Annotated in this window: 22 protein-coding genes; 16 read left to right on the top strand and 6 right to left on the bottom strand. The window is 72.3% G+C overall.

Translation table 11 applies throughout. The features are described from left to right. Window positions 1-132: 132 nt before the first annotated feature. From ACGFSH_RS10650 to ACGFSH_RS10610, 9 genes are all read left to right on the top strand, one after another. Window positions 133-777, top strand: coding sequence for an HAD family hydrolase (locus tag ACGFSH_RS10650; RefSeq protein ID WP_393346913.1), 645 nt, complete (start codon window positions 133-135; stop codon window positions 775-777). 92 nt (window positions 778-869) lie between these two features. Further along, complete coding sequence (locus ACGFSH_RS10645) at window positions 870-1,586, top strand: VC0807 family protein (RefSeq protein ID WP_393346911.1); 717 nt, start codon at window positions 870-872, stop codon at window positions 1,584-1,586. Between the two features lie 76 nt (window positions 1,587-1,662). After that, window positions 1,663-2,910, top strand: coding sequence for an MFS transporter (locus ACGFSH_RS10640; RefSeq protein WP_393346909.1), 1,248 nt, complete (start codon window positions 1,663-1,665; stop codon window positions 2,908-2,910). Continuing rightward, the gene (locus ACGFSH_RS10635) at window positions 2,861-4,033 is read left to right on the top strand and encodes an acetoin utilization protein AcuC (RefSeq protein WP_393346907.1); all 1,173 of its coding nucleotides are present in this window, start codon (window positions 2,861-2,863) and stop codon (window positions 4,031-4,033) included. The genes ACGFSH_RS10640 and ACGFSH_RS10635 overlap by 50 nt, the downstream gene beginning before the upstream one ends. Window positions 4,034-4,224: 191 nt before the next feature. Further along, window positions 4,225-5,040 (top strand): phosphatase, encoded by an 816-nt coding sequence (locus ACGFSH_RS10630; RefSeq protein WP_393346905.1) that lies wholly within the window; start codon window positions 4,225-4,227, stop codon window positions 5,038-5,040. A 134-nt stretch (window positions 5,041-5,174) separates the two neighbouring features. Continuing rightward, window positions 5,175-5,387, top strand: a complete 213-nt coding sequence (locus ACGFSH_RS10625) for a helix-turn-helix domain-containing protein (protein ID WP_004984898.1) — start codon at window positions 5,175-5,177, stop codon at window positions 5,385-5,387. A 179-nt stretch (window positions 5,388-5,566) separates the two neighbouring features. After that, window positions 5,567-5,665 carry a 30S ribosomal protein bS22 gene (locus ACGFSH_RS10620; RefSeq protein WP_003948845.1) on the top strand — a complete coding sequence of 33 codons (99 nt, stop codon included), beginning with the start codon at window positions 5,567-5,569 and terminating at the stop codon, window positions 5,663-5,665. Between the two features lie 287 nt (window positions 5,666-5,952). After that, on the top strand, window positions 5,953-7,032 hold the full coding sequence (locus ACGFSH_RS10615; RefSeq protein WP_393346903.1) for an NAD-dependent epimerase/dehydratase family protein: 1,080 nt from the start codon (window positions 5,953-5,955) through the stop codon (window positions 7,030-7,032). A 14-nt stretch (window positions 7,033-7,046) separates the two neighbouring features. Continuing rightward, window positions 7,047-8,120 carry a lysophospholipid acyltransferase family protein gene (locus ACGFSH_RS10610; protein ID WP_393346901.1) on the top strand — a complete coding sequence of 358 codons (1,074 nt, stop codon included), beginning with the start codon at window positions 7,047-7,049 and terminating at the stop codon, window positions 8,118-8,120. Window positions 8,121-8,240: 120 nt separating this feature from the next. On the opposite strand, the gene ACGFSH_RS10605 is transcribed toward ACGFSH_RS10610, so the two are convergent. The 3 genes from ACGFSH_RS10605 to ACGFSH_RS10595 form a co-directional block, all read right to left on the bottom strand. Further along, entirely contained in the window at window positions 8,241-9,479 is a 1,239-nt protein-coding gene (locus ACGFSH_RS10605; RefSeq protein WP_393346899.1) for a DUF5667 domain-containing protein, read from the bottom strand. A gap of 246 nt (window positions 9,480-9,725) precedes the next feature. Further along, complete coding sequence (locus ACGFSH_RS10600) at window positions 9,726-10,505, bottom strand: ECF subfamily RNA polymerase sigma factor, BldN family (RefSeq protein WP_329412435.1); 780 nt, start codon at window positions 10,503-10,505, stop codon at window positions 9,726-9,728. A 426-nt stretch (window positions 10,506-10,931) separates the two neighbouring features. Continuing rightward, complete coding sequence (locus ACGFSH_RS10595; RefSeq protein WP_393346897.1) at window positions 10,932-11,867, bottom strand: HAD family hydrolase; 936 nt, start codon at window positions 11,865-11,867, stop codon at window positions 10,932-10,934. A gap of 102 nt (window positions 11,868-11,969) precedes the next feature. On the opposite strand from ACGFSH_RS10595, the gene ACGFSH_RS10590 reads away from it, so the two are divergent. From ACGFSH_RS10590 to hemB, 6 genes are all read left to right on the top strand, one after another. Then, window positions 11,970-12,242 carry a glutaredoxin family protein gene (locus ACGFSH_RS10590; RefSeq protein ID WP_393346895.1) on the top strand — a complete coding sequence of 91 codons (273 nt, stop codon included), beginning with the start codon at window positions 11,970-11,972 and terminating at the stop codon, window positions 12,240-12,242. Between the two features lie 250 nt (window positions 12,243-12,492). Beyond that, a complete protein-coding gene (locus ACGFSH_RS10585; RefSeq protein ID WP_393346893.1) occupies window positions 12,493-13,260 on the top strand; it encodes a redox-sensing transcriptional repressor Rex in 768 nt (255 codons plus the stop codon). Then, window positions 13,257-14,975, top strand: coding sequence for a glutamyl-tRNA reductase (locus ACGFSH_RS10580; RefSeq protein ID WP_393346892.1), 1,719 nt, complete (start codon window positions 13,257-13,259; stop codon window positions 14,973-14,975). The genes ACGFSH_RS10585 and ACGFSH_RS10580 overlap by 4 nt, the downstream gene beginning before the upstream one ends. A 5-nt stretch (window positions 14,976-14,980) precedes the next feature. Further along, window positions 14,981-15,940, top strand: coding sequence for a hydroxymethylbilane synthase (hemC, locus tag ACGFSH_RS10575; protein ID WP_393346890.1), 960 nt, complete (start codon window positions 14,981-14,983; stop codon window positions 15,938-15,940). Next, a complete protein-coding gene (locus ACGFSH_RS10570) occupies window positions 15,937-17,643 on the top strand; it encodes a uroporphyrinogen-III synthase (protein WP_393346888.1) in 1,707 nt (568 codons plus the stop codon). The genes hemC and ACGFSH_RS10570 overlap by 4 nt, the downstream gene beginning before the upstream one ends. A gap of 282 nt (window positions 17,644-17,925) precedes the next feature. Further along, window positions 17,926-18,918, top strand: a complete 993-nt coding sequence (gene hemB, locus ACGFSH_RS10565) for a porphobilinogen synthase (protein ID WP_393346886.1) — start codon at window positions 17,926-17,928, stop codon at window positions 18,916-18,918. On the opposite strand, the gene ACGFSH_RS10560 is transcribed toward hemB, so the two are convergent. Then, on the bottom strand, window positions 18,915-19,106 hold the full coding sequence (locus ACGFSH_RS10560) for a hypothetical protein (RefSeq protein ID WP_393346884.1): 192 nt from the start codon (window positions 19,104-19,106) through the stop codon (window positions 18,915-18,917). The two genes, hemB and ACGFSH_RS10560, sit on opposite strands and share 4 nt — an antisense overlap. A gap of 213 nt (window positions 19,107-19,319) precedes the next feature. On the opposite strand from ACGFSH_RS10560, the gene ACGFSH_RS10555 reads away from it, so the two are divergent. After that, window positions 19,320-20,552 (top strand): PLP-dependent aminotransferase family protein, encoded by a 1,233-nt coding sequence (locus ACGFSH_RS10555; protein WP_393346882.1) that lies wholly within the window; start codon window positions 19,320-19,322, stop codon window positions 20,550-20,552. A gap of 88 nt (window positions 20,553-20,640) precedes the next feature. Here the strand turns inward: ACGFSH_RS10555 and ACGFSH_RS10550 are convergent, their stop codons facing one another. Together ACGFSH_RS10550 and argS are read right to left on the bottom strand one after the other, a co-directional pair. Further along, window positions 20,641-21,426 (bottom strand): DUF4253 domain-containing protein, encoded by a 786-nt coding sequence (locus ACGFSH_RS10550; RefSeq protein WP_393347000.1) that lies wholly within the window; start codon window positions 21,424-21,426, stop codon window positions 20,641-20,643. 473 nt (window positions 21,427-21,899) lie between these two features. Then, window positions 21,900-23,666, bottom strand: a complete 1,767-nt coding sequence (gene argS, locus ACGFSH_RS10545; RefSeq protein WP_393346880.1) for an arginine--tRNA ligase — start codon at window positions 23,664-23,666, stop codon at window positions 21,900-21,902. Window positions 23,667-23,684: the final 18 nt, after the last annotated feature.

The raw sequence follows: 23,684 nt of genomic DNA, 5'->3' as shown, positions 1-23,684 counted from the left end.
TGGTACTGCAGGGGGGACCCTGTGGGAGAGTAGGACACCGCCGAACAAATTTTATGGGAAACCCCCGCACCGTTGGTGCGGGGGTTTTCTGCGTTTCCGGGCCCCTATTCCCGGGTCGCTTAGGGTTCAGGCATGCGCTACGACTTGGTGATCTTCGACAACGACGGCGTGCTCGTGGACAGCGAGCCGATCTCCAACAGACATCTGGCGGCCTATCTCACGGAGCTGGGGCATCCGACGTCCTACGAGGACTCGATCCGGGACTACATGGGGTCCGCTATGCACCGGATCCACGAACTCGTCCTGGAGCGGACCGGACAGCGGCTGCCGGCGGACTTCGACGACACCTTCCACCGGCGGGTGTTCGCGGCCTTCGAGCGGGAGCTGGAGCCCGTGCCCGGGGCCGTGGACGTCCTCGCGAAGCTGACCGCCGACGGAGTGCCGTACTGCGTCGCCTCCTCCGGCAGCCACGAGCGGATCTGGGTGGGGCACCGCAAGACGGGGCTGGACCGCTTCTTTTCGCAGGACCGGGTCTTCAGCTCGCAGGACGTGGGGAAGGGCAAGCCGGCTCCCGATCTGTTCCTGCACGCGGCTGAGCGGATGGGGGTGCCGGCGGAGCGCTGCGTGGTCGTCGAGGACAGTCCGCTGGGGGTGCGGGCGGCCGTGGCGGCGGGCATGGACGTGTACGGGTTCACCGCGATGACGCCCGCCGCGAGGCTCGCGGGGGCCACCCAACTCATCTCGGATCTGGGGCAGTTGGCCGACCTGCTGGTCTGACGGCCCGGCCGTCCGGGACCTGACGATTGTCATGCCGAGCTCCGGACGTTCGTTTCTACTGGGGGACCCCTCCCGGCGGCGAAGCTAAGGGCATGACGACGAACCAGCACAAGAAGCAGAACGCCTTCGCCCCGCTCCTCGTGGACGTGGCGGTGCCGCTCGGGTCGTACTACCTGTTCAAGGAGGCCTTCGGGATGAGCACGTTCGCCGCTCTCGCCTGGAGCAGCGTGGTGCCGGCCGGGCGCACGCTGTGGAGCGCGGTGAGGGAGCGGGCGGTCAACGGTCTCGCCGGGCTCATCCTCGTCGTCAACATCGTGGGTCTGGTGCTGAGCTTCGTCTCCGGCGACCCGCGGCTGATGCTCGCGAAGGACAGCGGGGTCAGCAGTACGGTCGGGATCGGGATCCTGGTCTCCGTGGTGCTGGGGCGGCCGATGATGACCGCCGGGCTGAAGCCGTTCCTGGTGAAGAGCGACGCGGTGCGTGAGGCGGCCTGGGCGCGGCTGGAGAGCGGGGCCGCGGTCGCGTCGGCGGACTTCCGCAGGCGTGAGCGGGCCTTCTCGCTGGTGTGGGGCGCGGTGCTGCTCGCCGAGTGCGTGGTGCGGATCGTCGGCGCGTACACGGTGCCGGTGGACACCATGGTGTGGCTGGGCTCGGTGATCATGGTGGTGGCGATCGGCCTGGGCATCGTGGCCGGCGGTGCGCTGGGCGCCGGTCCGATGGAGGCGATGGTCTCCGACGAGGCCAGGAAGGTCCGGGCTCAGCACGCGGACGCCGAGGCCGAGGTGCTGGAGGTCGCCCTCGCCCGGTGACGCCCGGCGAAGGTGAGGAGAACTCATCTTTGGCTGGATCTACCCACGAGTACGCCGGGGCCCTACGCTCGCCGCCATGACAGATGTGCTGCGGCGCGGTAGGGCCTCTCTGGCGTTCGGCTTCTTCGCGCAGGGGGCCGCGTTCGCGCTGCTGGTGACCCGGATCCCGGCCATCCAGGACCGGTACGGCGTGTCGGACGCGCTGTTGCCGGTCTTCCTCGCGGCGGTGCCGGTGCTGGCCGGGGTGGGGAGCGTGACGACCGAGCAGCTGGTGAAGCGGATACCGGCCAGTGTGCTGTTGCGCTGGTCCCAGCCGGTGGTGCTGCTGGCCCTGGTGGGGGTCGGGGCGGGGCGGGGGATGGCGGGGCTGGGGGCGGCGCTGGCGGTGTTCGGGCTGGCGGTGGGTGCGCTGGACGCCTCGATGAACATGCTCGGGGTGAGTCTGCAGCGGGCGTACGGGCGCAGCATCATGCTGGGCTTCCATGCCGTGTACAGCCTGGGCGGCATCGTGGGGGCCTCGCTGGCGTGGGCGGGGGCGCACTGGCATCTGGCGCTGTGGGTGTCGTATCTGCCGGTGGTGGCGGTGCTGCTGCCGGCCGCGCTGGTGGGGAGCCGGTGGTACGTCGACGGGGGCTCCGGGGCCGAGGGCGTGGCGGGCCGGGGCGGCAGCGAGGATGCGGGGGCGGAGGCGGGGGGCGGTGGCTCGGGGGTCGTCTTCCGGATGCTGCTGCCGCTGTGCCTGGTGATGACCTTCGCGTACATCGGGGACTCGACGGTCTCCAACTGGAGCGCGAAGTATCTGCAGGACGTGCTGGGGGGTTCGGAGCAACTGGCCACCGTCCCCTACAACGTGTACATGGTGACGACGCTGCTCGGGCGGGCCATCGGGGACTTCGGGGTGCGGCGGTTCGGCGCGGCGGCCGTGGTGCGGGTGGGGGCGCTGGTGGCGGCGGGCGGGTTCGCGGTGGTGGCGGTCGCTCCGGGGGCGTGGGCGGGGATGCTGGGCTTCACGTTGGTGGGGCTGGGGCTGTGCGTGCTGGTGCCGCAGACGTTCGCGGCGGCGGGCCGGTTGTTCCCGGGGGCGTCCGACGCGGCGATCGCGCGGCTGAACATCTTCAACTACGTCGGGTTCCTAGTCGGTTCGCCGTTGGTGGGCGCGCTGGGCGACGCGTGGAGCTACCGCGGGGCGATGGCGGTGCCGATGGTGCTGGTGCTGGTGACGCTGGCGTACGCCCGTTCGTTCGCTCCTCGGCCGGACCGATACGGTGACGGGCATGAGCGGCCGCGCACAGCTGATGTGGGACGAGGCAGTAACGGGCTATGACTTCGGGCCCGGGCATCCGATGGATCCGGTCCGGCTGGATCTGACCCGGAGGCTCGTGGGGGCCCTGGGGCTGGACCTGGCGCTGGACGTCGTCGCGGCGAAGCCTGCCGGGGAGTCGACGTTGCGGCTCGTGCACCGGGAGGACTACGTGGACGCCGTGAAGGCGGCGTCGGCGGATCCCGGGGCGGCGGACCAGGCCTACGGGCTGGGGACGATGGACGATCCGGCGTTCGCGGGGATGCACGAGGTGTCGGCTCTGATCGCCGGGCTGTCCGTGGGGGCGGCGGAGGCTGTGTGGCGCGGGGACGTGCAGCACGCGGTGAACTTCTCGGGCGGTCTGCACCACGCGATGCCGGGCGGGGCGTCGGGGTTCTGCGTGTACAACGACGCGTCGCTGGCGATCGCCCGGCTGCTGGAGCTGGGGGCCGAGCGGGTGGCGTACGTGGACGTGGACGTGCATCACGGGGACGGGGTGCAGGCGGCGTTCTGGGACGATCCGCGGGTGCTGACGATCTCGTTGCACGAGCATCCCCGGACGCTGTTCCCGCAGACGGGCTGGCCGGAGGAGACCGGCGGGGACGCGGCGCAGGGGTCGGCGGTGAATCTGGCGCTGCCGGCGGGGACCGGGGACGCGGGGTGGCTGCGGGCGTTCCACGCGGTGGTGCCGGAGCTGATCGCCGATTTCCGGCCGGATGTGCTGGTGACGCAGCACGGGGCGGACACGCATTTCGAGGATCCGCTCGCCCATCTCGCGGTGTCGCTGGACGCGCAGCGGGCGGTCCAGGTCGCCTGCCACGAGCTGGCGCACGATCACGCCGGGGGCAAGTGGGTGGCGCTGGGCGGTGGCGGTTACGCCGTGGTGGAGGTGGTGCCGCGGTCCTGGGCGCATCTGGTGGCGGTGGCGGCGGGGACGCCGGTCGCGCCGGAGACGGTGATCCCGGAGGGGTGGCGGCAGGAGGTCTTCGCCCGTACGCGGCAGTTGGGCCCCATGCGGATGACCGACGGGCGGTGGCCCGTGGGGTGGGCGGAATGGGAGGCGGGATACGACCCCGCCGACCGGCTGGACCAGGCGGTGCTCGCGACCCGGCGGGCGGTGTTCCCCCTGCGCGGTCTGCTGGCGTAGGCGCGAGCGGCGGTGCGGGGCGAATGGGGGGTTGGAGGGGCCGGCGCGTCGCGCGGGCCCGGCAGGGTCGTAGGGGCGGGGTGAGGGCGCAGGAGTGTGCGGGGCCGGCGGGCCGAAGGGCTTACGCCGACCGTGCGGTGTCGGGCCCGTTTTCGCCCGCGGCCCGCTGTGCGTCCGTCAGCATCGCTTGCGTGTCGAGTACCGCGGCCCTTCGGGCGCATCTGCTTGCTGCGGGGCTGGCCGGGGTGGTGGCGACCTCCCGGGAGGAGAGCCTGCGCCGCTACCGGCTCTTCGCCGCGCGGGATCCGCGGGTGCTGATCGGGCTGGATCCCGAACGGTGTTGGGGGCAGCGGGAGCTGCTGGCGTTGATGGCGGACAAGTGTGGGGTTTCGGCCGATCCGGGGTGCGTCTCGGGGCATGATGTGATCGATCCCGAACGGACGCTGGCCGCACTGGACGCTTTCGCGGACCGGCTCGCCTCGGTCGCCGAGCGTGGCGGCCGGGTGCTCCTCGGGACCGGGCATCCGCATCGGCTGCTGGGCTTCTACGCCGCGCTCGCGGACGCTTTGTCGACGGCGGGATGTGATGTCCTCAGCCCGGCGCAGGGTCACTGTGTCGACATAACGACCCGGTTCGGCCTACGCACCCACCGTCTCGCGTACGTCCGGGGCGTCGCCGTCGTCCGGGAGGCCGGCGCCGAACGCGCCGGTTGTGCGACCGGTGTGCACAGCCATTCCCCGCTGCCGGTTCGGGCGGCGCTCGCGGCGGCCGCGGAGGACGGCGGGCGGCTCCCCGAGCTGGTGATCGGTGACCATGGATGGGTCTGCGGGGCAGGTCAGCTGGGGTTCGAGGCGATCGGGCTGGCGGACGCCGACGATCCCGCGCCGTTCGTCGGGGAGGCCGAGGGGACCGTCTCCGTGGTCGTTCCACTTGACGACGCCGTACGCTCCGCCCACTACGAGCCGCTGACCCGCTACGTACTCAATCGAGCGTGTCTGTCCGAGTAGGCCGCTGATGCGTGCACCTCTTCCCCACTCGCATCACCCGCCCCTACATTGGGGAGTGAGCACGCAGCGACGAAGAGTCACCGGAAGGGGAAGCCGGTGGCCGTCGAGTCGAGTGCGGAAGGTTCAGGTGTGTCATGGCTGCAGCTGGCGAGAGGCCTCTGAACGAGGTTCAGTTCCTTACCGTGGCGGAGGTCGCCTCGGTGATGCGAGTGTCGAAGATGACCGTGTACCGGCTGGTGCACAGCGGTCATCTGCCCGCGATCCGGGTGGGGCGGTCCTTCCGCGTCCCCGAGCAAGCGGTTCACGAGTACCTCCGCGAGAGCTATGTGGGGGTGGAAACCGCCTGACGGCCAGGCCTGTCCGCAGGGCAGGCGGCAGGGCGGAGGGGTCCGGCCGCAGGGCCGTCCCGGACCCCTCCCGTCCCTCGATTACGACCTCAGCGCTCGGGCGGGTAGGCTAGCCCCTCGTAGGTCGTATGGGCCCATGGCGCCCAGCACCGAGTGATGAGAAGTGAGCGAGGGTAGTCGTGGGCTCTGTTATCAAGAAGCGGCGCAAGCGGATGGCCAAGAAGAAGCACCGCAAGCTGCTCAAGCGCACGCGCGTTCAGCGTCGCAACAAGAAGTAAGCGAACGTACTTACTTCTTCGCGACGCGAGCCGCGTAAGCGTCGTGTGGCCCCTCACCGTGTTATCGGTGGGGGGCCACACGCATGTCCGGGCGTGTGCGCTCGGCTGAACGCCGTGCGCATGCCGGGACGGGCGCGGTGGCCGGGCCGGTCGCGCGACCGACGGTTTCCGTCACGTCGGGCGTCGGCCGGTCACCACAGCGCAATATCGACCCGCTAAGTTGGCCCGCAGACGGGGAACGCGGCAGGGTAGCCAGGCGGTTCCAGGACGGAAGGAAGGCGCTGATCTTGGGAAAGGTCGTGCTCGTTACCGGAGTGGCCCGTCAGCTCGGGGGCCGGTTCGTACGGCGGATCCTGCGGGATCCACAGGTCGACCGGGTCGTCGCGGTGGACGCCGTGCCGCCCGAGCACCATCTCGGCGGCGCCGACTTCATCCAGGCCGACATCCGCCAGCCGACCATCGCGCGGGTGCTCGCCGAGACCGGCGCGGACACGGTCGTCCATCTCGACGTGACGGGCACCGCGTTGGGCGGCGGCAGCCGGACCACGGTCAAGGAGACCAACGTCATCGGCACCATGCAGCTGCTCGGCGCCTGCCAGAAGTCGCCGGACGTGAAGCGGCTGGTCGTCAAGTCCAGCACCAACGTCTACGGGTCCGCGCCGCGCGACCCGGCCGTGTTCACCGAGACCACCTCCGCCAAGTCGCTGCCCAGCGGGGGCTTCGCCAAGGACGCCGTCGAGGTCGAGGGCTATGTGCGCGGCTTCGCCCGGCGGCGGCCCGACGTCGCCGTGTGCGTGCTGCGGTTCGCCAACATCCTCGGGCCGACCGCCGAGACGCCGCTCGCCGCGTACTTCGCGCTGCCCGTGCTGCCCACGGTGTTCGGGTACGACCCCCGGCTTCAGTTCGTACACGAGGACGACGTGATCGAGGTGCTGCGGATCGGCTCGCACGAGCCGGAGCGGGGCACGCTCAACAGCGGCACCTTCAACATCGCCGGGGACGGCGTGCTGTTGCTGTCGCAGTGCTCGCGGCGGCTCGGGCGGCCCACCGTGCCGCTGCCGCTGCCGGCCGTCACCTGGGCGGGCTCCCTGGTGCGTACGCTGGGCATGACGGACTTCTCGCCCGAGCAGATCCGGCTGCTCACCCACGGGCGGGTCGTGTCGACCGTGCAGATGCGCGAGACGCTGGGGTTCCAGCCCCGCTACACCACGGCCGGGACGTTCGAGGACTTCGCGCGCAGCCAGGGGCCGGGGCTGCTGCCTCCCGAGGCCGTCGCCGGGGCCGTCGACCGGATCGCCGCGCTGCCGCTGCCGGGCCGCGATCCGGCCGCCGCACCGCTCCACCCCCCGACGCCGAGCGCCAACTGAGGAGCGCAGCAACGATGGCGGACGCCAAGGTCATTCCGTTCGACGACGACCGGTCCCGCGGGAGCGCGGCGACGCGGCCGCCCCGGCGCCGGGGCGGGGGCGGCCGGCGCAGGAACGGCGAGGCCGCGCCGGTCCGGGAGATCGGCGAGGCCGGAGAGGTCCAGCCCCTGCCCACCAGGGCGGCCGGGCAGGATGATGTTCCTGTGACGGGTGAGGAACAGGGGCAGGAACGCGAGGACGGGGGCGCCGGCGGCCTGGAGCGGCGCATCGCGGGCGGCCTGTCGTTCCTGCGCCGGCGCCTCACGGGCGACTACGAGGTCGACGACTTCGGCTACGACGAGGAGCTGACCGACCAGGTCCTGATGTCGCTGCTGCGGCCGGTGTACGAGAAGTACTTCCGGGTCGAGGTGAAGGGCGTCGAGAACATCCCGGCCGAGGGCGGGGCGCTGATCGTCGCCAACCACTCCGGGACGCTGCCGCTGGACGGGCTGATGATGCAGGTCGCCGTCCACGACCACCACCCGGCGGGCCGGCATCTGCGGCTGCTCGCCGCCGACCTGGTGTTCGTGCTGCCGGTGGTCAACGAGCTGGCCCGCAAGCTCGGTCACACGCTCGCCTGCGCCGAGGACGCGGAACGGCTGCTGGGCCAGGGCGAGCTGGTCGGGGTGATGCCGGAGGGCTTCAAGGGCATCGGGAAGCCGTTCGGCGAGCGGTACAAGCTCCAGCGGTTCGGCCGGGGCGGCTTCGTGTCGACCGCGCTGCGCCAGGGCGCTCCGATCATCCCGTGCTCGATCGTGGGGGCCGAGGAGATCTACCCGATGATCGGCAACGCCAAGACGCTGGCGCGGGTGCTGGGTTTCCCGTACTTCCCGCTGACGCCGACGTTCCCGTGGCTGGGCCCGCTGGGGGCGATCCCGCTGCCGACGAAGTGGACGATCCAGTTCGGCGAGCCGATCCCCACGGACGGTTTCCCGCCGGAGGCGGCCGAGGACCCGATGCTGATGTTCAACCTGACGGACCAGGTCAGGGAGCAGATCCAGCACACGCTCTACAAGTTGCTGGTGCAGCGGCGGTCGGTGTTCTTCTAGGCGGGGTGGTGGGCCGGCGGGCGGTGTCCGGCGCGGCCGGCCGAGGCCCGCACAGCGGTGGGGCGCCCCTTCCCGGAAGAAGGGGCGCCCCACCGCTGTGCGGTTCGCCGGTCGGCGTCGTCAGTCCGCGTCCTCGCTGTCGATGCCCAGGCCCGGGAGCAGGCCGGGCAGGAGGGGCGGGAGGGTGACGTCCGGCCGGGTGCTGGGGGTGTTGTCCGGGGCGGTGCTGCCGCCGTTGTCCTTCGGCGGGTCGAGCAGGCCGCCGGTGTCACCGCCGAGCAGGCCCCCGTCGTCCCGGGCGGCGCCGGAGGAGGACTTGCCGGGGGTGCCGGGGGTGGTGCCGCCGGTGTCGGCCGACTCCTTGCCGGGGCCGGCGCCGGGGCTGGTGGAGCGGCCGCTCTCCGAGGCGCCGGTGGACGCCGGGCCGGTGCCGTGGCGGGCGCCACCGCCGGGGGCGGGCGGTTTCGGCAGCAGGGACTGAAGCGGCGCGACCTCTTCGTCCATGGCCTCGAAGACCGAGGAGACCTGCTGGCTGACGTCCCCGAGCTGGACCGGCAGGCGGTCCCGCAGGGCGCCCCAGGCCTCGCGGTGCGAGCGGGTGAACGCGTCGAGGGCCTGGATGGGGCCCAGGGAGTGCGGGTCGCGTTCGTACGCCTCGTGGAGGAGGCGGTGGCCTTCCGTGGCGTCGTGCTGGACGCCGTTCAGGGCGCGGCGGATCTCGCCGAGGGACTCGTGGTCGAGGTCGCCGCTGCGGCCCCTTTCCATGAGCCGGCGGGCTTCGCTGAGCCGGGTGGAGGCCTGGTCGAGGTAGGTGCGACCGCGTTCGTCGTCGCCGTCGGCCAGGTAGTTGAGTTTGAAGTCCTCGATGCCGCGCTTCAGTCCGTAGAGCCCGTCGCCGGGGAGGGCGTCGGAACTGGCCGCGGCGACGCCGCCGAAGGCCCCTGCCGCGACGCCGACGCTGAGGCCGCCCGCGGTGAGTCCCTTCGCCAGGCGGGAACGCGGTCGCAGTTTGCCCAGGGGACCGGCCCGGTGTGTGCCCTTCGCCCGGTGGGAGCGTTGCTCCGGCACCGAGGGTTCCGCCGCTTCGCCTCCCGCGGTGCCCGCCTGCAGCATGGCCTCCATGGCGGCGACCAACTGGGCGCGCTGGACGACCTTGACCTCGGGGTCCATCTCCGGTTTGGGCAGCTCGGCGAGACTCGTGGCGAGGGCCAGAACGCGGCCCTGCTCGGTCTGGTCCGCAGCGGCCGGCGCCGGCGGTGATCCTTCGGTCTGCTCGGCCGCCGTGCCCTGGTCGGACTGCTCCTCCAGGGCCTGGGCGAAGGCGTTCGCCCGCCGGTGTGCCGATACGTTCGCGATCACAGGCGGCACCTCCTCTCGTCATGACGGTCGACTCCCCGGGGGTTCTGAGGGTTGCACGCCCTCGGCCGGTTCCACACGATCGGGTGATCGGGGTCGGCCAGGACGTGACCACAGGGAGCCTGTATCCCGCACAACGACTGGCGCGGCACTTGGGTTACGGACGGCGGATGATCGGATCGGGAAGTCAACGGACTTTCACTGAAAGTGAGTTGGGGATGGCCGACGGTGGCCTGCCGACGGGTCGGGTCAGCGGGCGTCTTCCGGCAGGAGGCGGGCGAGGGTGCGGACGGCCCGGTACTGGAGCGTTTTGATGGCGCCCTCGTTCTTGCCCATCACGCGAGCGGTCTCGGCGACGGAGAGGCCCTGCAGGAACCGGAGCGTCACGCACTCCTGCTGCTGGGGGTTGAGTCGGCGCACCGCGTCGAGCAGTGCGGCGTTGGACAGGGACTCCAGGACGGAGTCCTCGGGTGAGCGCTCGACCTCGTTGGCGTCGAGCATCTCGCCGGTGGTCACTTCCAGCCGGAAACGGCTCGACTTGAAGTGGTCGGCGACGAGGTTGCGGGCGATGGTGACGAGCCAGGCGCCGAAGTCGCGGCCCTGCCAGGTGAACGTCCCGATGCGGCGCAGGGCGCGCAGGAACGTCTCGCTGGTGAGGTCCTCGGCTGTCGCCTTGCCGCCCACGCGGTAGTAGATGTAGCGGTACACGGTGTCGCTGTACTGGTCGTACAGCCGCCCGAAGGCGTCGGCCTCGCCGGCCTGTGCGCGTTCGACGAGATCCATCATCCGGGCGCTGTCGCTGTCGGCGGCCGGTCGGCGGGCGGTGGTCGCGCCGGTCGGGCGTCCTCTTCTGCCGACCGCGGCGCTGCCTTCCGCCAGTGCATAGCACGGGCCCGCCGGAGCGGCGGTGGCGAAGGCGGGGACGGCGTACGCGGTGGGGACGAAGCCGCGCAACAGGTCCTGGACCGTAGCGACCGTTGCGCGCAGCGTAGCCAGGCCCGAGGTGTCAACCCCGACGTGTGGGTACACGGGACTCCCAGAGGCAGAGCTTCCATCACGTGCAGTGCGGAACCTTTCACCCGTCGTGACGACGGGAGGGGTGCCGGAATGCGTCTGAGGAGAATAACGCTTCGTACAGGCCCTGCTACACCGAGTTGCTCAAATCATCGATTACGTCGCTTCTGTGGCCTATTGACGCTCGATCAAGTTACGCAGGATGAAAGATTGGTGACCGAATCGGTTCGGGTTTCGGGTCGGTCCGGGGCGTGTTGTGGCTGTCCGCGGACAACAGGACTGCGTGCGGGGTTACGGGGGTACGACCGTTGGATTGGCCGGGTTTGCTCGTGGGTGTGGAGTGTTGTCGGGCGCAATGACGAAGCGGCCGGGCGATTGTCGTACCGCCGCGGCCGCTTCCGCCGTTCTCCGTGCCCGTCGTTCCCCGTGCCCGCCGCTCGCCTACCGGCGCCGCCGGTGCAGGGCGATGGCCGCCGCGGTTCCGCCCGCGACCGCGCCCACGCCCGCCGCCGCCGGGATGCCCACCTTCGCCGCCTTGCGGCCCGTGCGGTAGTCGCGCAGCCGCCAGTCCAGGGTGCGTGCGTGCTTGCGCAGCTTGGCGTCCGGGTTGATGGCGTAGGGGTGGCCGACCAGGGACAGCATCGGGATGTCGTTGTGGGAGTCGCTGTAGGCGGCGCAGCGCGAGAGGTCCAGGTTCTCCGCCGCCGCGAGCGCGCGCACGGCCTCCGCCTTCGCGGGCCCGTGCAGCGGTTCGCCGACGAGCTTGCCGGTGTAGACGCCGTCGACCGACTCCGCGACCGTGCCGAGCGCGCCGGTGAGGCCGAGGCGGCGGGCGATCACCTGGGCGATCTCCACCGGGGCCGCCGTGACCAGCCACACCTTCTGGCCGGCGTCCAGGTGGGCCTGGGCCAGGGCGCGGGTGCCCGGCCAGATGCGCTCGGCCATGTACTCGTCGTAGATCTCCTCGCCGATCGACATCAGCTCGGAGACGCGGTGGCCCTGCACGATGGACAGCGCCGAGTCGCGGGCCTCCTGCATGTGCTCGGGGTCCTCGACGCCGGCCAGCCGGAACCAGGCCTGCTGCCAGGCGAAGCGGACCAGGTCCTGGGTCTCGAAGAACTTCCGTTTGTACAGGCCGCGGCCGAAGTGGAAGAGCGCCGCGCCCTGCATGACGGTGTTGTCGAGGTCGAAGAAGGCGGCGGCCATCGCGTCGCCGTGCACCGGGAACTGCGGCTCCCGGGCGGAGGCGTCCAGGGCGTCCTGGGAGTCCAGGGCCTGGGTGGACTTGCGGGCTGCCTCCGCCGAGGCCTCGCCTGCCAACACGCTCCGCGCCGTGGCGGAGCGCCTACGGGGGGTGAGCCATCCTAGAGCGGCCATGGCGTGAGCATAGCCATTGTGTTCGGCGGTTCCGGATCGGAGAGGTTCGAAGGAGGTGAACTCTCCGGGGCCCCGCCGTGGAGAAAGCGCGAGAATGGCTCCATGAGTCCCCTCTTTCGACGCAAGGCCGGGCCGGGCGACCGGTCGGTCACGCTGATCCGCAAGTCCGGCTGCCATCTGTGCGACGACGCCGAGCGGGTGGTCGACAAGGTCTGCGCGGAGCTCGGCGTGCCCTGGGAGCAGAAGGACATCGCCGACGACCGGGAGCTGTACGACCGGTACTGGGAGCAGATTCCGGTCGTCCTCGTGGACGGCAGGCAGCACACCTTCTGGCGGGTGGACGAGGACCGGCTGCGCAGGGAGCTGACCGGCTGAGGAACTGACCGAGCAGTACAAGGGGCGCCGAACGTCGCTTAGGATCGATGGTGGTTTGGTCGCGGGGGCGGGATTCACGAGGAGAGTGGCGGTTTTGCCCCCTGGAATGACGCGCGTGACCCCGGTCACGTTGGCCGGGCAAATCGGACACCATCTTTGTGCACGCGTTCACAAAGACATAGCCTGCTGTCGACGGGGCGGTCCGGGAACGCACGACCGCCCACAGCCCCGCTCTACCCGCAGGAGCACCGTGGCAACTGGCCGAACTCACCGACCGGCGACCCGTGGCCGAGGGATTCCCGAGGCCACCGTCGCCCGCCTTCCGCTGTACCTCCGCGCGCTGACCGCACTGTCGGAGCGCTCGGTGCCCACGGTCTCCTCCGAGGAGCTCGCGGCCGCGGCGGGGGTCAACTCCGCCAAGCTGCGCAAGGACTTCTCCTACCTCGGTTCCTACGGCACGCGGGGCGTCGGCTACGACGTCGAGTATCTCGTCTACCAGATCTCCCGTGAACTGGGGCTCACCCAGGACTGGCCGGTAGTGATCGTCGGCATCGGAAACCTCGGCGCGGCGCTCGCCAACTACGGCGGCTTCGCCTCGCGCGGCTTCCGCGTCGCGGCGCTCATCGACGCCGACCCCGCCATGGCCGGCAAGCAGGTCGCCGGGATCGCCGTCCAGCACAGCGACGGCCTGGAGAAGATCATCTCCGACAACGGGGTCTCCATCGGCGTCATCACCACCCCGCCGTCCGTGGCCCAGCAGGTCTGCGACCGGCTCGTGGCCGCCGGCGTCACCTCCATCCTGAACTTCGCGCCGACCGTGCTGTCCGTGCCGGACGGCGTCGACGTGCGCAAGGTCGACCTCTCGATCGAGCTTCAGATCCTCGCGTTCCACGAGCAGCGCAAGGCCGGCGAGGAGGCCGCGCTCAACGAGGCCGCCGCCCTGTCCGCGCCCGCCGGCCGCAGCGACTCCCCCGACCAGGGACCCGACGGGGACGTGCCCGCCGTGATGCCGGCATGAGTCTCCTCGTCGTCGGGCTGAGCCACCGCAGCGCTCCCGTGAGCGTGCTGGAGCGGGCGTCGCTGGCCGCGGACGCCCAGTCCAAGCTGCTCCAGGACACCGTCGCCGCGGAGCCGGCCGCCGAGGCCGCCGTCCTCGCCACCTGCAACCGGATCGAGCTGTACGCCGACGTGGACAAGTTCCACGCGGGCGTCGCCGAGCTGTCCACGCTGCTCGCCCAGCACAGCGGGGTCGGCCTGGAGGAGCTCACTCCCTATCTCTACGTGCACTACGAGGACCGCGCCGTCCACCACTTCTTCTCGGTGGCCTGCGGACTGGACTCCATGGTCGTCGGCGAGGGCCAGATCCTCGGGCAGATCAAGGACGCCCTGGCCCGCGCGCAGGAGCTGCACACCGCCGGGCGGCTGCTCAACGACCTGTTCCAGCAGGCCCTGCGGGTCGGCAAGCGCGCCCACTCCGAGACCGGCATCGACCGCGCCGGCCAGTCCCTCGTCACCTTCGGCCTGGAGCAGCTGGCCGCGGGCGGGGACGTGCGGGACTGGGCGCGGGGCAAGCGCGCCCTCGTCATCGGCGCGGGATCCATGTCGTCGCTGGCCGCCGCCACCCTGGCGCGCGCCGGGGTCGCCGAGGTCGTCGTCGCCAACCGCACCCTGGACCGCGCCGAGCGGCTCGCCCGGATACTGGCCGAGGCCGACGGCGGACACGTGTCGGCCCGCGCGGTACCGATGGAGTCGGTGCCGGCCGAGCTGACACGTGCCGACGTGGCCGTCTCCTGCACCGGGGCCACGGGCCTGGTCCTGACGGCGGAGTCGGTCGCGGCGGCGGTCGAGGGCCGCACCGGCGCGCCCGTCGTCTTCGACGAGGAGGACGCCCCGGCCGGTGAACGGCCGCTGCCGCCCGCCTCCGCGGGGATCGACGACAACTGCCCGCTCGACCTGGCCGCCGTCCAGCAGTCCGGGGTGCAGCGCGACGGGTTCTCCGTGATCGGGGAGGCCGCCGTCGCCGGCATGGACGCCGCCACGCTGGAGCAGCACGCCGCCTGGGTCGACAACGCCACCGTGGACCGGCGGCTCGCAGGCCGGCGCGGTCCCGAGGCCGACGCCGAGCTGATCGCCGCGCTCGCGGCGACCGCCGCCGCCGTCGGCCGCATCCCCGAGCGCCGCACACCCGAGCCGGTCGCCGCGCTCGTCCGGCCGCAGCCGGTGCTGTTCCTGCTCGACCTCGCGATGCCGCGGGACGTCGACGCGGCCGTCCACCGTCTCGCCGGGGTGCGGCTGGTCGACATCGAGTCGCTCTCCGAGGCCTCGGCCGACGCGCCCATGGCCGCCGACGTCGACCAGGTGCGGCGGATCGTCGCCGACGAGGTCGCCGCGTTCGGGGCGGCGCAGCGGGCCGCGCACATCACGCCGACCGTGGTCGCGCTGCGCGCCATGGCCGCCGACGTGGTGGCCGGCGAGATCGCCCGGCTCGACGGGCGGCTGCCCGGCCTGGACGACAAGCACCGCGCCGAGATCACCCAGACCGTGAAGCGCGTCGTCGACAAGCTGCTGCACGCGCCGACCGTGCGGGTCAAGCAGCTCGCCGCCGAACCCGGCGGCGCCGGGTACGCGGACGCGCTGCGGACTCTGTTCGACCTCGACCAGGAGACGGTGGCCGCCGTGTCCCGGGCCGAGGACAGCACCGAGAAGACATCAGAGAACCGAGGGCCGGCATGAGCGGCATGAGTACGAAGCCACTGAGACTGGGGACGAGGCGCAGCAAGCTCGCCATGGCCCAGTCCGGGCAGGTCGCGGAGGCCGTGAGCCGGGTGACCGGACGGCCCGTGAAGCTCGTCGAGATCACCACCTACGGCGACGTGTCGCGTGAGCACCTCGCGCAGATCGGCGGCACGGGCGTCTTCGTGACCGCGCTGCGCGACGCGCTGACCAAGGGTGAGGTCGACTTCGCGGTTCACTCGCTGAAGGACCTCCCCACCACGCAGCCCGAGGACCTGGTCCTGGCCGCCGTGCCGGTGCGCGAGGACCCGCGCGACGCGATCGTCGCCCGGGACGCGCTGAAGTTCACCGACCTGCCGCGCGGGGCGCGCATCGGCACCGGTTCGCCGCGCCGCATGGCACAGCTGAACGCGTACGCGCGCGGCCACGGACTCGACATAGAGACCGTGCCGATACGCGGGAACGTCGACACCCGCATCCGGTACGTGCACGACGGCGAGCTGGACGCGGTGGTGCTGGCCGCGGCCGGCCTGAGCCGCATCGGCCGCCTCGACGAGGTCACCGACTTCCTGTCGATAGACACGGTTCTGCCCGCTCCCGGCCAGGGAGCACTGGCGATCGAATGCGCCGCGCACGACGCGACGCTGATCTCCGCGCTCGGCGAGCTCGACGACCCGTTCACCCGGATCGCCGTGACCGCCGAACGGTCCCTGCTCGCCGCCCTGGAGGCCGGCTGCAGCGCCCCTGTGGGCGCACTGGCCGACCTCCTGGCCGACGGGCAGATTGTCAACGAAATGCGCCTGCGGGGCGTCGTCGGGACCCCCGACGGCTCTCGCACGGTGCAGCTGTCCACCACCGGTCCCGTGCCCGAGACGCACGACGGGGCGATGGCGCTCGGTCGCGAACTCGCCGCCGAGATGCTCGCCCAGGGCGCGGCCGGTCTGATGGGGGAGCAAGCACAGTGAGCCCCACCGCCCTTCCAGCCGCTGGCCTCGAACACGGGCACGTCACCTTCCTGGGTGCCGGACCCGGGGATCCGGGACTGCTGACTCTGCGCGCCGTGGAGGCGCTGGCGCACGCGGACGTCCTCGTCGCCGAGCACGAGGTGCTCGACGTCGTGCGGACGCACGCCAGGCCCGGCGTCGCCGTCGTGAACGCGGACGCGAGTCCTTCCTCGGACTCCGCCGCGGGCACGGGCACGCCGTTCCCGACGCTCGTTGACGGCACGTCAACAACCGCTGAGACACCCGCTGTGCGCGATGCCGCACATCTTGTCATGGAGGCCGCGCGGGGCGGCAGGCGGGTCGTCCGTGCGGTGTCCGGAGACCCCGGACTCGACACGTACGCGGCGGAGGAGATGCTCGCGTGCGCCGCCGCCGGCGTCCCCTTCGAGGTCGTGCCCGGCGTCGCGGCCGCGGTCGGCGTGCCCGCGTACGCCGGTGTGCCGCTGCGCGACGCGCAGGGCGCCGACGTCCGCTTCGTCGACGCGCGCACCGCCTCCGACCGCTGCTGGACCGAGGTCGGCGCGTCCGACGGCACGGTCGTGGTGTCGACGACCCTCGACTCCGTGGCCGCGGCCGCCGGGGAGCTGGTCTCGGCGGGCCGCAAGCCCGACACCCCGATGACGGTGACCGTCGCCGGCACGACGACCCGGCAGCGCACCTGGTCGGCGACGCTCGGCACCATCGCGCAGACCCTGAAGCAGGCCAAGGTGCTGCCCTCCCCGGAGGGCGGCCGGCCGGTGATAGTCGTGGTCGGTGAGCGTTCCGCCCCCGCCCAGCGCGACCAGCTGGCGTGGTTCGAGTCCAAGCCGCTGTTCGGCTGGAAGGTGCTCGTGCCGCGCACGAAGGAGCAGGCGGTCTCGCTCTCCGACCAGTTGCGGTCCTACGGGGCCGTGCCGCACGAGGTGCCGACGATCGCCGTCGAGCCGCCGCGCACGCCCCAGCAGATGGAGCGCGCGGTCAAGGGCCTGGTGACGGGCCGCTACGAGTGGATCGCCTTCACGTCCGTCAACGCCGTCAAGGCGGTGCGGGAGAAGTTCGAGGAGTACGGGCTCGACGCGCGCGCCTTCGCGGGCATCAAGGTGGCCGCGGTGGGCGAGCAGACGGCGAAGGCGCTGATCGCCTTCGGCGTGAAGCCCGACCTGGTGCCGAGCGGCGAGCAGTCGGCCGCCGGGCTGCTGGAGGACTGGCCGCCCTACGACCCGGTCTTCGACCCGATCGACCGGGTGTTCCTGCCGCGCGCCGACATCGCCACCGAGACCCTGGTGGCCGGCCTCATCGAGCTGGGCTGGGAGGTCGACGACGTCACCGCCTACCGGACCGTGCGGGCCTCGCCGCCGCCGGCCGAGACGCGGGAGGCGATCAAGGGCGGCGGCTTCGACGCGGTGCTCTTCACGTCGTCGTCCACCGTGCGCAACCTGGTCGGCATCGCCGGCAAGCCGCACAACGTCACGGTGATCGCCTGCATCGGCCCGGCGACCGCCAAGACGGCGGAGGAGCACGGGCTGCGGGTCGACGTGATGGCTCCCGAGCCGTCCGTGCTCAAGCTGGCCGAGGCCCTGGCCGACTTCGGCCTGCGCCGCAGGGCGGCCGCGCGGGAGGCCGGCGACCCGGTCACCCGGCCGAGCGAGCGACGCCCGGGGGCCCGGCGCAGGCGGGCCACGTAGTCGCCCTCCCCGGCCCGCCCCAGGGACGCCTCGCCCCGACCGGCCTCTTGTGCGCCCCGCCGTCTGTGTCGCAGACGGCGGGGCGTTCTCGCGTTCTCCTTGCGTGAAGGCTGGACGGCGACCGGGTGCGGGCCTCGGCGTGCCGTGTCCCGCCGTGCCCTGTTTCGCGTCGGGGCCCGATCTGCGTCTCGTGTCGGGGCCTCGTGTCGGACGCAGGGGACCGGTGAGAGGTCGACAGGGCGTCGGCAAAGGGGCTGCCGGGGCGGGCGTAGCGTAGGAGGCATGTCGAAGTACGGATCCTTTCCCGGTACGCGTCCCCGGCGGCTGCGCACCACCTCCGTCATGCGGCGCATGGTCGCGGAGACCCGGCTGCACCCGGCGGACTTCATCCTCCCGGCGTTCGTGCGGGAGGGCGTGAGCGAGCCGGTGCCGATCCAGGCCATGCCGGGCGTCGTCCAGCACACGCGGGACAGCCTGAAGAAGGCCGCGCTGGAGGCCGTCGAGGCCGGCGTCTCCGGGATCATGCTGTTCGGCGTGCCCGAGGAGTCGAAGAAGGACGCGGTCGGGACGCCCGGGACCGATCCGGACGGCATTCTCCAGGTCGCCATCCGGGACGTGCGCGCCGAGGTCGGGGACGACCTCCTCGTCATGTCCGACCTGTGCCTGGACGAGACCGTCGATCACGGGCACTGCGGTGTGCTCGACGCGCAGGGGCGCGTCGACAACGACGCCACCCTGGAGCGGTACGCGGAGATGGCGCAGGTGCAGGCCGACGCCGGCGCCCATGTGGTGGGGCCCAGCGGGATGATGGACGGGCAGATCGGGGTCGTCCGGGACGCGCTCGACCAGATCGGGCGCGAGGACGTGGCGATCCTCGCCTACACCGCCAAGTACTCCTCCGCCTTCTACGGGCCGTTCCGCGAGGCCGTCGGGTCCTCGCTCAAGGGCGACCGCAAGACCTACCAGCAGGACCCGGCCAACGTCCGGGAGTCGCTGCGCGAGCTGGCGCTCGACCTGGAGGAGGGCGCCGACATGGTCATGGTCAAGCCGGCCGGTCCCTACCTCGACGTCCTGGCGAGGGTCGCCGACGCCGTGGACGTGCCGGTCGCCGCGTACCAGATCTCCGGCGAGTACTCGATGATCGAGGCCGCCGCCGAGAAGGGCTGGGTCGACCGCGACCGGGCGATCCTCGAGACGCTGACCGGCATCAAGCGGGCCGGGGCGCAGAACATCCTCACCTACTGGGCCACCGAGGCGGCCCGCAAGCTGCGCTAGCGCGCCGCCGCGGAACCGTTCAGGGCGCTCGCGTCCGACGGGCCCTCGTCGCGCAGGCCCCGGCCGTCGTGGCAGCCGGTGAGCGCGAGCGCCGCGACGACGGTCAGTGCGGCGCCCGCGAGCAGCCGGGCGCGGCGCCGGACACCATGGCGGACGTGCGGGGTGGGGGGAGCGGAGCGCGTGAACATGGGGCAAGCCTGTGCCGCGGAGCCGCCCTGCTTCCACAGTCCTCGGAAAAGTCGGGACGATGGTTCGTCATCACACCCTCTGAGCTGCGAGAACAGCCCTGCGGTGGGACGCCGGGCGGGACGTCCGACCCGCCGGGGGAGCCGTCCGCCGGACCGCGGTCCGTATGCCGAAAAGGCCGGTGTAGACGCCATCCATGTCTCTAGGGTGCGGACATGACACCCGGATCCGCACCTGCCCCCGCACCCGCGCCCGTCCCCGCGTCCGCCGTGGCGCCTCCGCCGCTCGCCGCCCGTGCCGGGTCGGTGGGCGGTTCGCCCGTGCGGGACATCCTCGCCGTCACCGCCCGCCCCGAGGTGATCAACTTCGCGGGCGGGCTGCCCGCGCCCGAGCTGTTCGACCGCGAGGGCGTCGCCGCCGCGTTCCGCCAAGTGCTGGAGGAAGTCCCGGCCCGCGCGTTGCAGTACTCCACCACCGAGGGCGAGCCGGCGCTGCGGGAGCCGCTCGCCGCGCGGACGACGGCCCGCGGACTGCCCACGACCGCCGACGACCTCCTCGTCACCACGGGCTCCCAGCAGGCGCTGTCCCTGCTGGCGGCCGCCCTCCTCGACCCCGGCGACACCGTGCTGGTCGAGGAGCCCTGCTACCTGGCCGCCCTCCAGGTCTTCGGCCTGGCGGGGGCGAGGATCCTCGCCGTGCCCGCGGACGCGGACGGCCCGGACCCGGACGCGCTCGCGGAGCTGGTGGCCCGTGAGCGGCCCAAGCTCTTCTACACCGTCCCCACCTTCCAGAACCCCACCGGCCGCACCCTGCCGGCCGAGCGCCGGGCCGCCGTCGCCGCCGTCGCCGCCCGGCACGGTCTGTGGATCGTCGAGGACGACCCGTACGGCGAACTCCGTTACGAGGGCGGGCGCGTCCCGTGGATCGCGGCCCACCCGGACGCCCGTGACCGCACGGTGCTGCTCGGCTCCTTCTCCAAGGTCATGGCCCCCGGCCTGCGGCTGGGCTGGCTGCGGGCGCCCGCCCCGCTGCGGCGGGCCTGCACGATCGTGAAACAGGCCGCCGACCTGCACACGCCGACTGTCAACCAGCTCGCCGCCGCCCGCTACCTCGCCGTCCGGGACCTCGACGCGCACGTGACCCGGGTGGCGGCCGTCTACCGGGAGCGGCGCGACGCCATGCTGGCCGGGCTGGGGGACGCGCTGCCGGACGGCTCGGTGTGGAACCGGCCCGAGGGCGGCATGTTCTGCTGGGCCCGCCTCCCCGAGCGGTACGACACCACGGCCCTGCTCCCGCAGGTCGTCGCAAGGGACGTGGCGTACGTCCCCGGCGCGCCTTTCTACGCGGGCGAGGCCGACCGCTCCACGCTGCGGCTGTGCTTCGTGACGCAGACGCCGCAGGAGATCGCGGAGGGACTGACCAGGCTCGGACGGGGGCTCCGGGCGTGACCGGCGGCGGCCCCGCCGGGGCTCACCGGCGGACCGGCCCGGCGGGATCGGCCCTATCGGCCGGGCCCGCCGGGGCCGGCCGTCCCCGTCAGTCCCACCAGAAGGACCAGACGGGCTCGCCGACCAGCTGTTCGGCGTAGGCCGCCAGGTCTCCCGCGCCCTGGAGGACGTTGTCCGGGCAGAACGCGAAGTGCTCGGCGGCGACGGCCGTCGCCTCGGTGAGCGTGGCCGGCGGGGCGGCGACGGAGACCACGAGCACGTCGAAGCCGAGCCCGACGACCCGTATGCCGAAGCGGTCCTCCCAGGAGCGCAGCACCGCGCAGAGGCGGGCCGTGTCGCCCTCGTGGTTCACCGGGCCGGTCCACCCCACGACGGCCGGGATGTCCGCGCTGCGGCGCGCCGGGACCAGGGCGAGGTGAGGAGCGGCGAACAGGGAACCGCCCTCGCCGGTCAGGGAGTCGGCGACCTGGGCGGCGCGCGTGCCCGGATCGGAGGCGAGGGTGAGCGCGGCGGCCGGGCCGGGCCACTCCTCGCCGTCGGCCGCGCACTCCTCCCAGTGCCGGGCCAGCACCTCCTCGGCGTCGTGGTCGCCCGGATAGGACATCGCGTCCGGCGCCAGCTCCCACTCGTGCGGACCGCCGTGGGCGCCGCCCATGTCGACGAGCACGGGCAGGAGACCGGCCCGCGCCGAAGGGCCGCCGAGGGCGCTCCAGTTGCCCGGCGCGGCCGACCGCTGCGCATGCCAGAGCAGCGGCTCGTGCCACGACCCCTCCACGGTCGAGTCGATCAGCCGTCCGGGCGGGAGCCGCAGCCCGAGGGACCGCCCGCTCGGGTCGGACGCGAGCTTGGGCAGCGGGTTGGGAAGAGTCGCCATGCCGGTGACTGTACGGGCGGGTACTGACAACGGGCCGCCGTCCGGGGGGAGTCCGGGACCGCCGGTCCCGGGGGCCCGCTTCCGCGCCCGGACGCGGTGCGCCAGCCAGATGCCCGCGCCGATCGCCGGCAGGAGGACCGACGCGGGGACGAGCACCCCGAGCACTCCGACGAACAGCAGCCCGAGCAGGGCGTCGGCGAGCGACTCGTCCTCCACCTCGGCGCTCCCCGTCTCTCGTGCGTCCCGGCGGGCGCTGCGGCGGTCTCCCGCCGGGGCCGAAGTGCCGTAGTGCCGTAGTGCCGTTGTGCCGTTGTGCCGTGGGGGACGAGCGGTGGTGAGGGAACGGTTCCCCCGGGCCGCCGCCAGGCGCCGGCCGCCGTCCGTGACGCGGCCGTGTACGGCAACGGCCCGTCCCCCCCCGTGTGGGGAGGGAACGGGCCGCACGCGTCTTCGGCGGCCGCAGCCGCGGGCGCTCAGAGCCGCTCGGGCGTCCTGATGCCCAGCAGCGCCATGCCCCGTTGCAGCGTCCTGGCGGTGAGGTCGACCAGGAACAGCCGGTTGGCCACGACCTCGGGCGCGTTGTCGGGCGACAGCACGTGGCACTGGTCGTAGAACGTCGTCAGGTGCGAGGCCAGCTGGTACAGGTAGGCGGCCAGCTTGTGCGGGGCGTACTCCGCCGCCGCCTCCGTGACCGTCTCGCCGAACTGGTCCAGGTGCAGGCCCAGCGCGCGCTCCGCCGGGGCCAGTTCCAGCTCCGGGTGGGCGACCGGACGGGCCTCGCCGGCCTTGCGCAGGATCGACTGGATCCGCGCGTACGCGTACTGCAGGTACACGGACGTGTCGCCGTTCAGCGAGACCATCTGGTCCAGGTCGAACTTGTAGTCCCGCACCGCGGACGTCGACAGGTCGGCGTACTTCACCGCGCCGATGCCCACGTACCTGCCGTTCTCCGCGATCTCCCGCTCGGACAGGCCGACCTTCTCCGCCTTGTCCCGGACCACGGCCGTCGCCCGGTCCACCGCCTCGTCGAGGAGGTCGACCAGCTTGACGGTCTCGCCCTCACGGGTCTTGAACGGCTTGCCGTCCTTGCCGAGGACCGTGCCGAAGGCCAACTGGTGCGCCTTCACCCGGTCGTTCAGCCAGCCGGCCCGTCGCGCCGTCTCGAAGACCATCTTGAAGTGCAGCGACTGCCGGGCGTCGACGACGTAGATGAGCGAGTCCGCCTTGAGGTCGAAGACACGGTCGCGGATCGCCGAGAGGTCGGTCGCCGCGTAGCCGTAGCCGCCGTCGGACTTCTGCACGATCAGCGGGACCGGGTTGCCGTCCGGGCCCTTGACGTCGTCGAAGAACACGCACAGCGCGCCCTCCGAGCGGACCGCCACGCCCGACTCCTCCAGCAGCCGGCAGGTCTCCGCCAGCATGTCGTTGTAACCGGACTCGCCGACGATGTCCGCGTCCCGGATCTCCATGTCCAGCTTCTCGAACACGGAGAAGAAGTAGATCTTCGACTCGTCGACGAACTTCTGCCAGATGGCGAGGGTGTGCGGTTCGCCGGCCTGGAGGTCGACCACCCGGCGACGGGCCCGGGTCTTGAACTCCTCGTCCGCGTCGAACAGCTTGCGCGCGGCCTTGTAGAGGCGGTCCAGGTTGGACATCGCCTCCTCGCCGCTGACCTGGGAGTCCTTGTGGTCCAGCTCGTGCGGGTGCTCGTCCAGGTACTGGATGAGCATGCCGAACTGGGTGCCCCAGTCGCCGATGTGGTGGCGGCGGACCACGCTCTCGCCGGTGAACTCCAGCATCCGCACCGTCGCGTCGCCGATGACCGCCGACCGCAGGTGGCCGACGTGCATCTCCTTCGCCACGTTCGGCTGGGCGTAGTCGACGACCGTCGTGCCCGGCCGCGCGGACGTGGGCACGCCCAGCCGGTCGGCGTCCGCGTAGCGCGCCGCGAGGTTCTCGGTGATCGCCCGGTCGGTGACCGTGACGTTCAGGAAGCCGGGGCCCGAGACCTCGATCTCCTTGATCACGTCACCGCTCACCACGTTCGCCACGACCTGCGTCGCCAGCTCCCGCGGGTTCGCCTTGGCCTTCTTGGCCAGCGCGAGGATGCCGTTGGCCTGGAAGTCGGCCCGGTCGCTTCGTCGCAGCAGCGGGTCCGCGGCGGCCTCCGGCAGGGTGGCGGAGATCGCGGACGACAGGTGCTGCTCGACGGAGTGGCTGAGGGACGTGACCGAGGCCATAGGAGTGGGTGCCGTTCT

The organism is Streptomyces sp. NPDC048481 (genome assembly GCF_043200075.1).
Lineage (GTDB): Bacteria > Actinomycetota > Actinomycetes > Streptomycetales > Streptomycetaceae > Streptomyces.
This window is presented reverse-complemented; position numbering and strand designations above follow the sequence as displayed.